At 74.0% G+C, this 14,501-nt stretch carries 12 protein-coding genes; all 12 read right to left on the bottom strand.

Annotation, left to right across the window (positions count from 1 at the left end; all coding sequences use genetic code 11):
• Window positions 1-94 precede the first annotated feature (94 nt).
• A complete protein-coding gene (locus AC3WUG_RS00060; protein ID WP_492325758.1) occupies window positions 95-1,579 on the bottom strand; it encodes an NCS2 family permease in 1,485 nt (494 codons plus the stop codon).
• 122 nt (window positions 1,580-1,701) lie between these two features.
• Window positions 1,702-2,190, bottom strand: a complete 489-nt coding sequence (locus AC3WUG_RS00055; protein ID WP_217616627.1) for a hypothetical protein — start codon at window positions 2,188-2,190, stop codon at window positions 1,702-1,704.
• Window positions 2,187-2,549: a response regulator gene (locus AC3WUG_RS00050; RefSeq protein ID WP_147797104.1), complete on the bottom strand. Its 363-nt coding sequence runs from the start codon at window positions 2,547-2,549 to the stop codon at window positions 2,187-2,189. Before AC3WUG_RS00050 ends, AC3WUG_RS00055 begins: the two co-directional genes overlap by 4 nt.
• A 67-nt stretch (window positions 2,550-2,616) precedes the next feature.
• Window positions 2,617-3,072, bottom strand: coding sequence for a chemotaxis protein CheX (locus AC3WUG_RS00045; protein ID WP_158372720.1), 456 nt, complete (start codon window positions 3,070-3,072; stop codon window positions 2,617-2,619).
• Window positions 3,069-3,452 carry a response regulator gene (locus tag AC3WUG_RS00040; protein WP_492325757.1) on the bottom strand — a complete coding sequence of 128 codons (384 nt, stop codon included), beginning with the start codon at window positions 3,450-3,452 and terminating at the stop codon, window positions 3,069-3,071. Before AC3WUG_RS00040 ends, AC3WUG_RS00045 begins: the two co-directional genes overlap by 4 nt.
• The gene (locus tag AC3WUG_RS00035; protein WP_492325756.1) at window positions 3,449-4,459 is read right to left on the bottom strand and encodes a CheR family methyltransferase; all 1,011 of its coding nucleotides are present in this window, start codon (window positions 4,457-4,459) and stop codon (window positions 3,449-3,451) included. The genes AC3WUG_RS00040 and AC3WUG_RS00035 overlap by 4 nt, the downstream gene beginning before the upstream one ends.
• Window positions 4,456-5,664 (bottom strand): protein-glutamate methylesterase/protein-glutamine glutaminase, encoded by a 1,209-nt coding sequence (locus AC3WUG_RS00030; RefSeq protein WP_492325755.1) that lies wholly within the window; start codon window positions 5,662-5,664, stop codon window positions 4,456-4,458. Before AC3WUG_RS00030 ends, AC3WUG_RS00035 begins: the two co-directional genes overlap by 4 nt.
• A gap of 103 nt (window positions 5,665-5,767) precedes the next feature.
• Entirely contained in the window at window positions 5,768-7,408 is a 1,641-nt protein-coding gene (locus AC3WUG_RS00025) for a methyl-accepting chemotaxis protein (RefSeq protein ID WP_492325754.1), read from the bottom strand.
• The gene (gene chvE, locus AC3WUG_RS00020) at window positions 7,408-8,550 is read right to left on the bottom strand and encodes a multiple monosaccharide ABC transporter substrate-binding protein (protein ID WP_492325753.1); all 1,143 of its coding nucleotides are present in this window, start codon (window positions 8,548-8,550) and stop codon (window positions 7,408-7,410) included. Before chvE ends, AC3WUG_RS00025 begins: the two co-directional genes overlap by 1 nt.
• Before the next feature lie 279 nt (window positions 8,551-8,829).
• The gene (locus AC3WUG_RS00015) at window positions 8,830-10,434 is read right to left on the bottom strand and encodes a methyl-accepting chemotaxis protein (protein WP_492325752.1); all 1,605 of its coding nucleotides are present in this window, start codon (window positions 10,432-10,434) and stop codon (window positions 8,830-8,832) included.
• A 245-nt stretch (window positions 10,435-10,679) separates the two neighbouring features.
• Window positions 10,680-12,410 carry a methyl-accepting chemotaxis protein gene (locus tag AC3WUG_RS00010; RefSeq protein WP_492325751.1) on the bottom strand — a complete coding sequence of 577 codons (1,731 nt, stop codon included), beginning with the start codon at window positions 12,408-12,410 and terminating at the stop codon, window positions 10,680-10,682.
• Window positions 12,411-12,568: 158 nt separating this feature from the next.
• Complete coding sequence (locus tag AC3WUG_RS00005) at window positions 12,569-14,170, bottom strand: methyl-accepting chemotaxis protein (RefSeq protein WP_492325750.1); 1,602 nt, start codon at window positions 14,168-14,170, stop codon at window positions 12,569-12,571.
• Window positions 14,171-14,501 lie beyond the last annotated feature (331 nt).

Genomic DNA, 14,501 nt, shown 5'->3' with positions numbered 1-14,501 from the left:
GGCCGCCCGGCAGGACCGCGCCTCCCCCGCCCGACGACGGCGCCCGCCCGGACGCGGGGTCCGGGCGGGCGCGGTCAGGCTGCGACGGGGCTGGTCAGACGCCCAGCCAGGACTTGATCGGGCCGATGAGGAAGTACACGACGAACAGCGCCGCGGCGACCCACATCAGGGGGTGCACCTTGCGCACCTTGCCGAGCGCCAGCTTCAGCACGACGAACGAGATGACGCCCGCGCCGATGCCGACCGTGATCGAGTACGAGAACGGCATCAGGACGATCGTCAGGAACGCCGGGACGGCGACCTCGAAGTTCTTCCAGTCGATCCCGGACACCTGCATGACCATGAGGAAGCCGACGACGACCAGCGCCGGGGTGGCCGCCTCGAACGGCACCATGCCGACCAGCGGCGCGAGGAACGTCGCGAGCAGGAACGCGATGCCGGTCGTGACCGACGCCAGGCCGGTGCGCGCGCCGTCGCCGACGCCCGCGGCGGACTCGACGTACGAGGTGTTCGACGACACCGAGGCGGCGCCGCCCGCGGCCGCGGCGATCGAGTCGACGACCAGGATCTGCCGGGTGCGGGGCGGGTTGCCCTCCTCGTCGAGCAGGCCCGCCTCGCCGCCGACGGCGACCATCGTGCCCATCGTGTCGAAGAAGTCGGCGATCATCACCGAGAACACCAGCAGGATCACCGCGACGATCCCGATCTTCTCGATCGAGCCGAACAGCGAGAACTGCCCGAGCAGCGAGAAGTCCGGCGCGGCGACGACGGAGTCCGGCACGGCCGGGACGGCCAGCGACCAGCCGTCGGGGTTGTCGGCCGAGCGCTCGCCGAGGTTGCCGACGGCCTCCACGACGATCGCCAGGACGGTGGACGTGGCGATGGCGATGAGGATCGCGCCGTGCACCTTGCGGGCCATGAGGATGATCGCGAGGAACAGGCCGACGACGAACACCAGCAGCGGCCAGGAGCCGAGCGACCCGCCGATGCCGAGCTCGACCGGCGTCGCCTGGCTGAACGGGATGCGCACGAAGCCGGCGTCGAACAGGCCGATGAACGCGATGAACAGGCCGATGCCGACGCTGATCGCGGTCTTGAGCTCCATCGGCACCGCGCGGAACACGGCCTCCCGGAACCCGGTGAGCACCAGCACGAGGATGATCAGGCCCTCGAGCACCACGATGCCCATCGCGTCGGCCCAGGTCATGTCGGGCAGCGAGGCGATCGAGTACGCGACGACGGCGTTGAGGCCGAGGCCCGCGGCGAGCGCCAGCGGGAAGTTCGCCACGACGCCCATGAGGATCGACATGACGCCGGCGACCAGGGCGGTGGTCGCGGCGATCATCGGGATGTTGGGCTCGGAGCCGCCGCCCAGGTAGTTGCCGGACCCGTCCTGGACGGTCCCGAGGATGAGCGGGTTCAGCACGATGATGTAGCTCATCGTGAAGAAGGTGACGAGGCCGCCACGGATCTCGGTGCCGATGGTCGACCCGCGCTCGGAGATCTTGAAGAACCGGTCGACCGCGTTCTTCGGCGCGGCGGACGCCGGAGCGGTCGCCCGCGGGGAGGTGGTGGACATGGGGGGAAGTGTGGCAGAAGGGTGACGGCGCGGTCGCGGGTGTCCGGGACGCGTTCACCGACCGGTAACACGACGGCCCGGCCGCCCAGAAGGGGCGACCGGGCCGCGACGTGCAGTCGGTCTCAGATGACCAGCACCGACGCCGTGCCCGAGCCGTAGCCGGACACCTCGACCTCCAGGTCCAGCCGGCGCACGTACGCCAGCACCCACTGCGCCACGTCGGCCGGCAGCGGCTCGCGCGGGGCGTACCACTTGTCCAGCTTGAGGTGCGGGGCGTCGCCGACGTTGAACAGCGCGGCGGTGACGTTGAGGATCTCGCCGGCGTTCTCGGCCAGGGCCGAGGGCAGCTGCTCCTCCTCGACGGCGGTCTGCGCGGTGCGGGCCGGGACCAGCGCGATCGACGCGCCCAGGTGGGCGGCGAGCGGCAGGTCGAACAGCACGAGCGCGGACAGCTTCATCAGCTTGTCGACGTAGACGCCGACCAGCGCCCCGCCGTTCAGCACCGGGTCGACCATCGGGCCGCCGGTCGTGACGGTGATGTCCCGCCCGACCAGGCCCTCCCAGTGCTCGCGCACCTCCATGGCCGCGGGCAGCGGCGTGGCGTCGCTCATGCCAGCACCGGGTCGATCGCCTCGCGGAAGGTGTCCGCGGTGAACGGCTTGGCGATGAGGAACAGCGCGCCGGCCTCCTCGGCCGTGGTGCGCATCTCCTCGGAGCCCTCGGAGGTCACGAACCCGAGCGGGGTGCCGAAACCCTCGGCGCGCAGCGCGCGCAGCAGGTCGATGCCCGTGAGGTTGGGCATGTTCCAGTCGGACAGGATGACGTCGGGCTCGTCGGCCCGCACGGCCTCGAGGGCCTCCTGGCCGTCGGACGCCTCGCGGACGTCCCAGTCGTAGCCGGCCTGGCGCAGCGTGCGGATCACGATCTGCCGCATCACCCGGCTGTCGTCGGCGATGAGCACGCGGATCATGCTCGTCACTTCCCTTCGGTGGCGGGTCCCGCGACGGTGGTCGCGGGGGTCTGGGTGGAGCCGGGCCTCACTGGAACAGCGAGACCACGACGACGATCGGGCGGCCGCGCCAGTCGAGGCGCAGCTCGTGCGTGAGCGACCCGGCGGGGGCCGCGGGGAGCGCCGACTCGACCTGGGGCAGCCCGAGGGTGCCCTGGCTCGGCAGCAGCGCCTTGATGTTCCCGCCGACGACGTTGGCGACCTCGCCGAACGCGTCCTGCAGGTCCTCGGGGCCGACCGGCTCGTCGGCGCCCATGCCCAGCAGGGCGCGGGTCAGCTCGTGCGCGGTGGGGGCGTCGGTGGTGACGGCGGCGCGACCGGCGAGCTCGCCGTGCACGTCCACCCAGGCGGCCAGGGGCTCCGCGGGGGCGGGCACCTCGCCCTCCCAGGGGCGGAGGTAGCCGGGCTCCCCGTCGATCATCGCCGCGAACACCTCCTCGGCGATGGCGAACACCTGGTCCTGCTCCACGGCGGCGGCGGTCATACGGGCTCCTCGGCGGGGACGAGCCCGAGCAGGTCGAGCTTGTCGCGGATGGCATCGGTGGTGAACGGCTTGATCAGGTACTCGTGGGCGCCCGCCGCGAGCGCGCGCACGATCTGGCCGTGCTCGCTCTCGGTGGTGACCATCATCAGCGTGATGGAGCGCCAGGCCGGGTTGGCCCGGACCCGCGTGACGAAGGTGAGGCCGTCCATCACCGGCATGTTCCAGTCGATGCAGGCGAGGTCGACCTCCTCGCCGGACTCGAGCAGGTCCAGCGCCTGCTGCCCGTCGCCGGCCTGGACGGTGCTGAACCCCAGGTTCTCCAGCGCGCCCGCGACGATGCGTCGCATCGTCCGCGAGTCGTCGATGACCAGTGCTCTCATCGCGTCACTCCTTGTTCGAATGCCGGTCCGGCAGGGCGCCTCGGCGCGGTGGGCAGGGTGGTGGCAGGTCGGGGCTGGACCGGCCAGGTCGTCGTGGGGGCCGCGGCGACGGGCACGCGGGGTGCCGTCGCCGGGACCGCGGGGGTGGCGCCGGTGAGCGTGCCGGGCGCCGGGCGCGGGGCCGGCACGGCGCCGGCCTGCACCGGGCGGTACACGGACCCGCGCTCGACGGGCACCCGCTCCCAGTCGCCGTCGACGCCGATGGTGGTCTCCGCCGCCCCGAGCACCAGGTAGCCGCCCGGGCGGAGCGCGCGGTGCACCCGGCCGAGGATCGAGCGCTTGGTCTCGAGGTCGAAGTAGATGAGCACGTTGCGCAGGAACACGATGTCGAACGGGCCGGGGGGCGGCGGGTCGAGCAGGTTGTGCTTGGTGAACGTGATCGTGCGGCGCAGCTCGTCGGCGATCTGCCAGTCGTGGCCGTTGCGCTGGAACCAGCGGACCATCATCGGCGCGGGCAGGCCGCGGTTGACCTCGAGCTGCGAGTAGCGGCCGGACCGGGCCTGGGCGAGCACCTGGTCGGACAGGTCGGTGGCGGTGATGTCGAACCGGGCGCCGGGGCCGAGCACATCGGTCAGCGTCATGGCGATGGAGTACGGCTCCTGCCCGGTGGAGCAGGCGGCCGACCACACCCGCAGGCCGTCCAGGACGGGCCGCTCGGCGCGCAGGCCCGGGACGACGTGCGTCCGGAGCGCGCTGAACGGGGTGTTGTCCCGGAACCACGAGGTCTCGTTGGTGGTGAGCGCCTCGACGATGTCGGCCAGGTCGGACTCGCGGCGCGCGGCGCGCACCTCGCGGACGTAGGCGTCGACGCCGGCGTGGCCCCCGTCGCGGGCGAGCGGCAGCAGCCGGCTCTCCACGAGGTACTCCTTGCCGGCCTCCAGCTGGATGGCGCTGCGCCGCCGCACGACGTCGGCGACGAACGCGAAGGTGTCCTGGGTCAGGCTCACGGCCGACCTCCGATCGGGGCTGCTGCTGCGGGGCGTCCGGAGCCGGCGCGGGCCAGCACGGACTCGAGGGTGGGGGCGACCTCGCCCAGGGGGAGCACGCGGTGGGCGAACCCGGCGGTGGCGACCGCACCCGGCATGCCCCAGACGACGCTGGTGGGCTCGTCCTGCACCACGACGGTGCCGCCGGCGCCGACGACGTCCTCGCAGCCGGTGCGGCCGTCGGCGCCCATGCCCGTGAGCACGAGGGCGAGCAGCTGGCCGCCGAGCTCGCGGACCGCGGACCGGAACAGCACGTCGACGGCGGGGCGGCAGAAGTTCACCGGCGGGCCGTCGGTCAGCTTCACGCGGAGCGAGCCCGCGGACCGGCTGAGCTCGAGGTGGTGGTCGCCGGGCGCGATGTAGACGGTCCCGGGCTGCAGCAGGTCCCCGTCCGCGGCCTCGACAACGGTGGCCGGGCCGAGCCGGTCGAGCCGGGCGGCGAGCTGCCGGGTGAACACCGGCGGCATGTGCTGCACGACGAGCACCGGCACCGACGGCGGCGCCGACAGCGCACCGATGACCTTCGACAGCGCCTCGGGGCCGCCGGTCGACGAGCCGATGATGACGGCGCTGACCGGGTGCGGCGCGGGCGCCTGCCGGGTGACGACGGGGCGGCGCGCGTTCGCCGAGGAGGAGACGGGCGCCGGGGTCGCGCCGGGGGCGCCCGCGCCGAGCCGGGTGCGCGGCGCGGGGGCCCCGGCGGGGGCGGTACCGGCCGGGCCGCCGGCGGGCGGGAGGGCCCCGGCGGCACCGGGCCGGTGCGGCACCAGCGCCTTGATCTTCGGGATGAGCTCGCTCGCGACCCGGTCCAGCGACTCCTGGACGCTGCCGACGTTCGCGGGCTTGGTCACGTAGTCCGTCGCGCCGGCGACGAGGGCGTCCAGGGTGGCGGACGCGCCGCGCTCGGTGAGCGTGGAGAACATGATGATCGGCATGGTGTGCCGGTTGCGGCGCAGCGCGCGCACCGCCTCGATGCCGTTCATCTCCGGCATCTCGATGTCCATGGTGACGAGGTCGGGGGCCAGCTGGTCCACCTTGGCGAGCGCGATGCGCCCGTTGGAGGCGAAGCCCACCACCTCGATGTCGGGGTCGCGCGAGAGCGAGTCCGTCACCAGCCGGCGGACGACGACCGAGTCGTCGACCACCAGCACACGGATCCTGGTCACGAAGTTCCCCTCACATGCGGACCGGCCGCACCGGCCGGGTTCGTGGTTCTGATCGGTCGGTGCGGCCGGTTCCTGAGCCGCCTGGGCGGCCCGGTGGGCGCGGTCAGTAGGTGAAACGCGCGACCCGCTCGTGCAGGTCGGCGGACAGCGTGGCGAGGTCCCTGACCTGCGACGACACCCCGCCCAGGACGTCCGCGGAGCGCGCCGCGGCGCCCGCGACGCCGGTGATGTTGCTGGCGATCTCACCCGACCCCGTGGCGGCCTCCTGGACGGACCGCGACATCTCGTTGGTCGTGGCCGTCTGCTCCTCGACCGCGCTCGCGATCGTGAGCTGGTAGTCGTTGATCGAGGCGATGATGTGGGAGATCTCGCCGATCGCGGTCACGGCCGCCGTGGTGTCGTTCTGGATGGCCTCGACCCGGCGGGCGATGTCCTCCGTGGCCTTGGCGGTCTCCTGGGCGAGCTCCTTGACCTCGCCGGCGACGACCGCGAAGCCCTTGCCGGCCTCCCCCGCCCGCGCCGCCTCGATCGTCGCGTTCAGCGCCAGCAGGTTGGTCTGCTCCGCGATGCTCGTGATGACCTTGACGACGTTGCCGATCTCCTGGCTGGACACGCCCAGGCGCGCGACCTGGTCGTTGGTCGCGGCCGCGACGTCGGTGGCCTGGCTCGCCACCTTGGCGGCGTGCGAGGCGTTCTGCGCGATCTCCCGGATGCTGGCGCCCATCTGCTCGGCGCCGGCGGCGACCGCCTGCACGTTGCGGGACACCTGCTCGGCCGCGGCGGCGACGACGCCCGCCTGCGCGGAGGTCTCCTGGGAGCCCGCGACCACGTCGCCGTTCGACGCGGTGAGGCTGGCGGCGGTGGTCTCCACCGAGCCGGCGGCCTCCACCACGCCCGCGAGCGTCGTGCGCAGCGACTCCTGGGCCTGGTCGAGCGCCTCGGCCATCCGGCCGGTCTCGTCCCGCCACGGCACCGCCGTGGTCACGGTGAGGTCGCCCTCCGCCATCGCCTCGAGCGAGCCCTGCACGCTGCGTACGGCCCGGGTGATCCGGCGGATGACCAGGACGGCCAGCAGCCCCGACAGGGCGGCGCCGACGACGAACGCGGCGACGAGCGCGAGGATCGTGCGGTCCACCTCCGCGCGGCTGTCGGCGAGGATCTGGTCCACCTGGGCGTCGACCTGGCCCTGCGCCAGCGCGAGCGCGCGGCCCGCCCAGTCGGGGTCCGCCGAGGCGTCGGCCGCGAGCGCGGTCCGCAGGCCGGGCAGGTCGCCCTCCTGGACGAACGGCAGCAGCGTGCCGTCGCGATAGGCGGTCCACGCGTCCCAGCGGGTCACGAAGTCGGCCCACTGCCGGGTGTCGGACTGCGGGTAGGCCTCGATCGCGTCGATCTGGGCGGCGACGTCGCGGTCGTTCCACGCGGAGGACTCGAGCAGCTGCGCCTTGACGGACTCGTCGGTCGCCTCGGCGGCGCGGTGCACCAGCAGGTGGCTGCGGGCCTGGGCGGTGCGCAGCTCGGACATCGCCGACTGCAGGTCGCCGGTCAGGCCGGACATCTCCTCCAGGTGCTGGCCCGCGCGGTACAGCGCCACGGCGCCGACACCGCCGACGAGGGCGAACGTGCCGCCCAGGACGAGCAGCGAGACGGAGATCTTGAGCGCGATCGGGCGGTCCCAGAACCAGGACGCGCGGCTGCGCCGGGTCGCGGCCGGGGTGCCGGCCGGGGTGTGGTCGGTGGTGCGCATCAGCCCAGCTCCTCCGGCGTGTAGTAGCCGCCGTCCACGAGGACCTGGCGGTAGTTCTGCTCCGTGACCACCTGCGGCGACAGCAGGTACGACGGGACGACCTTCACGCCGTTGTCGTACGAGGCGTTGTCGTTCGTCTCGGGCTCGGCGCCGTCCAGCAGCGCCCGCACCATCGAGACGGCGACCTCCGCGAGCTGGCGGGTGTCCTTGTAGACCGTGCCGTACTGCTCGCCCGCCGCGATCGACTTGGCGGAGGCCAGCTCGGCGTCCTGGCCGGTCACGACCGGCAGCGGCTGGTCGGCCGAGCCGTAGCCGATGCCCTTGACGGCGTCCAGGATCGCGATGGAGATGCCGTCGTACGGCGACAGCACGCCGTCGAGCCGCTTGTCCGCGTACCGCGGGAGCAGGGTCTGCATCCGGGCGGTGGCGTTCTTCGGGTCCCACGCGGCGGTGGCGATCGTCTGGAAGTCGGTCTCGCCCGACGGCACGACCAGCACCCCGGAGTCCAGGTACGGCTGCAGCACCTGCATCGCGCCGCTGTAGAACACCGACGCGTTGTTGTCGTCGGTCGAGCCCGCGAACAGCTCGACGTTGTAGGGGCCGGTCGCGCCGGTGGGCTCGCCGCCGGCGTCCAGGACGCCGAGGCCCTGGAGCAGCTGCGTGGCCTGCAGGACGCCGACCCGCGCGTTGTCGAAGGTCGCGTAGTACGCGACGTCGGGCGACTCGCGGATCAGCCGGTCGTAGGCGATCACCGGGATGTCGGCCGCGGCCGCCTCCGCCAGCACGTCCTTGAGCGCGACGCCGTCGATGGACCCGATCACCAGCGCGTCCGCGCCGGCGGCGATCATGTCCTCGAGCTGCTGCACCTGGGTCGGCACGTCGTTCTCGGCGTACTCCAGGCTGACGTCGTAGCCGAGCGCCTGCAGCTGGTCCTGGACGTTCTCGCCGTCCGCGATCCAGCGCTCGGAGGTCGTCGTGGGCATCGCCACGCCGACCAGCGGGCGCCCGTCCGCGCCCTCGTCGGGCGCGCCGTCGGCCCCGCCCGCGCCCACGGACCCGCAGCCCGCGACCGTCACCACCGCCGCCACGGCGAGGGACGCGGCGAGCGCATTCCCCGCACGGCGGCGCTTCCCGTGCCTCATCTCGACTCCCTCGTCCGATACGGCGCGCAGCGCTCCCTGCCGCGGCCGTGCCCCCTGGATCGACCGGGATCACGCGGTTGTGAGCGCTCCCGCGGGGTGAACGCCGGGTGAACACGTCCCGGGCACGCGCCGCGGGCGCCACCGACGGCCGAGCGCGCCGCCGCCGGACCGCGAGGGGATACGCGACACGTCGAGTGCCTACCCGGGGGATAGGCGCTCGACGTGTCGGTTGTGCACTCGGCGCGGGGCCGGCGCGGGGCCGGCCGGTGCGGCGTGGCGTCAGTAGGTGAAGCGGGCCACCCGGCCGCGCAGGTCCTCGGACATGCGCGCGAGCTCGCCGATCGAGTCGCCCATCTGCCCGAGCGTCTGCGAGGACGTGGCGGTGGCGGACGCGACACCGGTGATGTTCGTGGCGATCTCCCCCGAGCCCGTGGCCGCCTCGGCCACCGAGCGGGACATCTCCGTGGTCGTGGCGGTCTGCTCCTCCACGGCCGACGCGATGGTCAGCTGGTAGTCGTTGATCGACGCGATGATGTGGCTGATCTCGCCGATCGCGGTGACCGCGGCGCCGGTGTCGGCCTGGATCGCCTCGACCCGGCGGACGATGTCCTCGGTCGCCTTGGCGGTCTCCTGGGCCAGCTCCTTGACCTCGCCGGCGACGACGGCGAAGCCCTTGCCCGCCTCGCCCGCGCGGGCCGCCTCGATCGTGGCGTTCAGCGCGAGCAGGTTCGTCTGCTCGGCGATGCTGGTGATGGCCTTGACGACGTTGCCGATCTCCTGGCTCGACTCGCCGAGCCGGGTGACCTGGTCGTTCGTGGCGGCCGCGACGTCGGTCGCCTGCCCCGCGACCTTGGCGGCCTGCGACGCGTTCTGCGCGATCTCGCGGATGGAGGCGCCCATCTCCTCGGCGCCGGCCGCGACGGTCTGCACGTTGCGCGACACCTGCTCGGCCGCCGCCGCGACGACGCCCGCCTGGGCCGAGGTCTCGTCGGAGCCGGCGACCACCTGGTGCGACGCCACGGACAGCTCCTCGGCGGCCGCGGCCACCGTCTGGGCGGTCTCGACGACGCCCGACACCAGGCCGCGGAGGCTGGTCTGCGTGCGCTCGAGGTCGACCGCGAGGGTGCCGATCTCGTCGCGCCCGGTGACGCCCGACGGCACGGTCAGGTCGCCGTCGCCGGCCGCCGCCAGTGCGTGCGAGACGCCGCCGATCCGGCGGACGATGCCGCGGGCGACCACCCAGGCGAGGGCGGTCGCGGCGACGGCGCCGACCAGCGCGACCAGGATCGTGATCCAGACCGAGCGGGCGCCGAGGGCGTCCGTCTGCTCGGCCAGGGCCGCCGCCTGCTCCCCCTGCGAGGCGGTCTCGACCTGCATCGCGTCCATGACGCCGGTGGTCAGCGGGCGGATGGTCTCGTTGAAGTACGTGCCGAACTCCTCGGTGTCGCCCGCGTCGGCCATCGGGAACAGCGTGCCCTCGGCGGCGGCGTAGTAGGCGTCGAGGGCCGCGACCATGGCGTCGACGTCGTCCTGGCTGACGGCGTTGTCGCGGTAGGCCTCGATCTGCGCGGCCAGGTCCGCCTGGCGCTCGGTGAGCTCGTCGACGAGGGTCGCGCGGGTCTCCGCGTCGGCGATGCCGTACTGGATCACCCGGGCGCGGTCGCCCTGGTACGAGCGCTGGATCTCGGTGAGCTGCTGCAGCGGCGTGACGTTGCCCGAGTACATCTCGGCGGCGTCGGCGCGCAGCGTGCGGAGGGAGCCGATCGCCACGGCGGTCACCACGGCGGTCATCGCGACCATCACGAGCACCGCGGTGAGGATCTTGACCAGCACCGGGCGGTCGGCCCAGAGCCGGCGCGGGGAGCCGTCGTGCTGCACGCTCATCTGTCGTTCCTTCGTCGAGAGGGGGACCTACGTCCTCTCCATCGGCCGCGACGGCGGGCGCGCGAGCGGTTCTGCCGCTCAGCGAGCGGGTGGAATCGATCGCCCCCCGCCCGTCCTCCCGGCGCGAGGGGCGACCGACACGTCGAGCGAGCAGCCGGCAGCTGCTCGCTCGACGTGTCGACTACGCGCTCGGCGCGGGGCGCGCGGCGCGGGGGCCGGAGCGCGGGCGCGGCGGCGCCCCGGGCTCAGTAGCGGAAGCCCGCCACCCGGGCGCGCAGGTCCTCGGACATCCGGGCGAGCTCGCCGATCGAGCCGCCCATCTGGTTGAGCGTCTGCGACGACTCCGCGGCCGCAGCGGCGACCCCGGTGATGTTCGTGGCGATCTCCCCCGAGCCGGTGGCCGCCTCGGCGACCGACCGGGACATCTCGTTGGTGGTCGCCGTCTGCTCCTCGACCGCGCTGGCGATCGTCAGCTGGTAGTCGTTGATCGACGCGATGATCTGGGAGATCTCGCTGATCGCGGCGACGGCGCCGGTGGTGTCGCCCTGGATGGCCTCGACGCGGCGGGCGATGTCCTCCGTGGCCTTCGCCGTCTCCTGCGCGAGCTCCTTGACCTCGCCGGCCACGACCGCGAAGCCCTTGCCGGCCTCGCCGGCCCGCGCCGCCTCGATCGTCGCGTTCAGGGCGAGCAGGTTGGTCTGCTCCGCGATCGTCGTGATGACCTTGACGACGTTGCCGATCTCCTGGCTCGACACCCCGAGCCGGGCGACCTGGTCGTTGGTGGACCGGGCGACGTCGGTGGCCTGGCCGGCGATCCGCGCGGCCTGGGTGGAGTTCTGCGCGATCTCGCGGATCGAGGCGCCCATCTGCTCGGCACCGGCCGCGACGGTCTGCACGTTGCGGGACACCTGCTCGGCCGCCGCGGCGACGACGCCCGCCTGCGCGGAGGTCTCGTCCGAGCCGGCGACGACCTGGTGGGACGCGGCGGACAGCTCCTCGGCCGCGGCGGCGACCGTCTGCGCGGTCTCGACCACGCCCGACACCGTGGCGCGCAGGTTCTCCTGGGCGCGGGTCACGGCCCGGGCCATCTGGCCGAGCTCGTCCGCGGAGTCGACGGCGGGGACGACCGTGAGGTCGCCGTCGGCCATCGCCTCGACGGCGCGCTGCACCTCGGTCACCTGGCGCCGGATCACCTGGGCGATCACCAGGCCGACCGCGCCGACGAGCAGCACGCCGGCGGACAGCACGAACAGCAGCACCCGGGCGCCGGAGGTGGCCTGCGCGGCGGCGCCGGCGGCGGTCTCGCGCAGGAAGTCGTCCGCGCTCTTCTCGGCGGCGTCGAGGCCCGCGATCATCGCGTCGACCGCGGCCCGCGCCTCGCCCTCGTTGACGGCGTCGAAGGTGGCGTCGTCGCCGGCGAAGGCGGCGGGCACCAGCTGCTCGTCACGGATCTGGCGGTACTGCGCCCAGGCGGCCTGGAAGTCGGCCCAGCCGGGCACCTCGATGCCGCCCAGGCCCTCCTCGAACGCGTCGGCGGCGGCCTGCAGGTCCGCGTCCGTCGCGGCGATCTCGTCCAGGGCGTCCTGCTGGTCGGCCTCGGTCGTCGACTCGCCGGCACCGGCCTCGGCGATCACCATGCGGGCCTTGATCTCCTCCTGGTGCACCAGCGCCAGCGGCGCGATGACGTCGGAGGACACGCCCTGCACGGTGCCCGTGGCGCCCGCGAGGGAGCTCATCCGCACCGAGGCGAAGACCCCCGTCCCCACGACCACCGCGACCACCACGGCCAGGAGCAGCAGGATCTTGGTCCGGACGCCGCGGTCGACGAACAGGGCGGCGGCACGGCCGGTGCGGCGCTCCTCGGGACGAGGCGTGCCGCCGGCGCGCGCGGGGACGACCCCGCCCGGGCCGCGCGGCGTGGGCACGCGGTCGAGGGCGGCGGTCGCCGGCTTCCTCGACGTCGTGGTGACGCTCATGGTGGCTCCTCAAGACTGGGTGTTGTCCCCTGCTGCGCCTCCGATCGACCGGCGGCGGCCGCGCGTGAGCGGCGCCCGGGGTGAACCCGGGGTGGAGCCCCGCTGAACGCCGCCGGCCGCGGCGCCCCCTCAGGGGTGCCGCGGCCGGTCGGACGCGCTCAGTAGGTGAAGCGGGCCACCCGCCCGCGCAGGTCCTCCGACAGGCGGGCCAGCTCGCCGATGGAGTCGCCCATCTGGTTGAGGGTCTGGGACGACTGGGTCGCGGCCGAGGCCACCCCGGTGATGTTCGTGGCGATCTCCCCCGAGCCGGTCGCGGCCTCGGCGACCGACCGGGACATCTCCGTGGTCGTCGCCGTCTGCTCCTCCACCGCGCTCGCGATCGTCAGCTGGTAGTCGTTGATGCTCGCGATGATGTGCGAGATCTCCCCGATCGCCCCCACCGCACCGCTGGTGTCGGCCTGGATCGCCTCCACCCGGCGCGCGATGTCCTCGGTCGCCTTCGCGGTCTCCTGCGCCAGCTCCTTGACCTCCCCGGCCACCACCGCGAACCCCTTGCCCGCCTCCCCGGCGCGCGCCGCCTCGATCGTGGCGTTCAGCGCCAGCAGGTTCGTCTGCTCCGCGATGCTCGTGATCACCTTGACCACGTTCCCGATCTCCTGCGACGAGGTCCCCAGACGCGCCACCTGGTCGTTGGTCACCGCCGCCGCGTCCGTGGCCTGCCCCGCGACCTTCGCCGCCTGCGAGGCGTTCTGCGCGATCTCCCGGATGCTGGCGCCCATCTGCTCGGCGCCCGCCGCCACGGTCTGCACGTTGCGGGACACCTGCTCCGCCGCGGCCGCGACCACACCGGCCTGCGCGCTCGTCTCGTCCGAGCCCGCGACCACCTGGGTCGACGCCGCGGACAGCTCCTCGGCCGCCGCGGCGACCGTCTGCGCCGTCTCGGCCACCCCGGACACCACGCCGCGCAGGCTGCCCTGGGCGGTGGCGAGGGAGCGGGCCATGTCGCCGAGCTCGTCGGCGGTGCGCACGTCGGCGCGGACGGTGAGGTCGCCCTCGGCCATCGCCTCGAGCGCGTGCCGGACCTGGCCGGCCCCCTGCGCGAGCCGCCGCGACACGACGAAGCCGATCGCGAGCACGAGCGCCAGGCCGACGACCAGCAGCACGACGACGGTCACCACGGTGCGCGTCACCAGGGCGGACGCCGCGTCGGTGCTGGCGTCGGCGACCTCGGCCACCGACTGGTTCTCCAGCGCGATCGCGTCCGCGGCGATCGTCGTCTGCGGGAGGATCTCGGCGCGGTAGAGCGCGGCCGCGCCCGCGACGTCGCCGTCGTCGGCCATCGGGAACAGCTCGTCCTGCGCGAGGCGGACCATCTCGTTCCAGCCCGCGTCGAAGTCGGACCACGCCTGGTCGTTCACGGCGAGGTCGTCGTACGCCGCCTGCTGGTCCTGGATCTTCGTCACGTACTCGGCGAGCTGGTCGCGCAGGTCGGCCCGCACGTCCGTCGACGCCGCCGGGTACTCGACCATCCGCGCGCGCCCCGCCTGCAGGGCCCGCTGCAGGTCGCTGACCTGGCCGAGCTGGGCGACGTACGCGCCCTCCTTCGCGACCTCGTCGCGCAGCTGCACCAGGCTGGTGGCCGCGGCGACCACGACGAGCACGGCCACGAGGCCGGACGCCGCGAGCAGGCCGAGCACCTTGCCGGCGATGGACATCCGCAGCCCGCGGGCGCGGGACGGGGCGGGGGCGGTTCGGGACATGGACGCTCCAGGCGCGTGCGTGGCGACGCGACCCGCGCGACTGCGCGCGGGCCGGGCGCGTCGCCGGGACGTCCCTCCCATCGGCAGGCCGCTGACCTGCATGACCACCGCGCAGGGGTGAAGTGAAGCGCTTCGCCTCCCGGAGGGCGCACGGGCCCGCGCCAGCCCGCCGACGGCTTCCGGCCGCGCCCACCGCGACCGTCGTGGGCGCGGCCGGAGAGCGTAGGCGGGGCGGTCGGGCAGCAGGACGGCCCTGGGGGGGGGGGGGGGGGGGGGGGGGGGGGGGGGGGGGGGGGGGGGGGGGGGGGGGGGGGGGGGGGGGGGGGGGGGG

The organism is Cellulomonas sp. EB106-03-03-XG116 (assembly GCF_058792015.1).
This window is presented reverse-complemented; position numbering and strand designations above follow the sequence as displayed.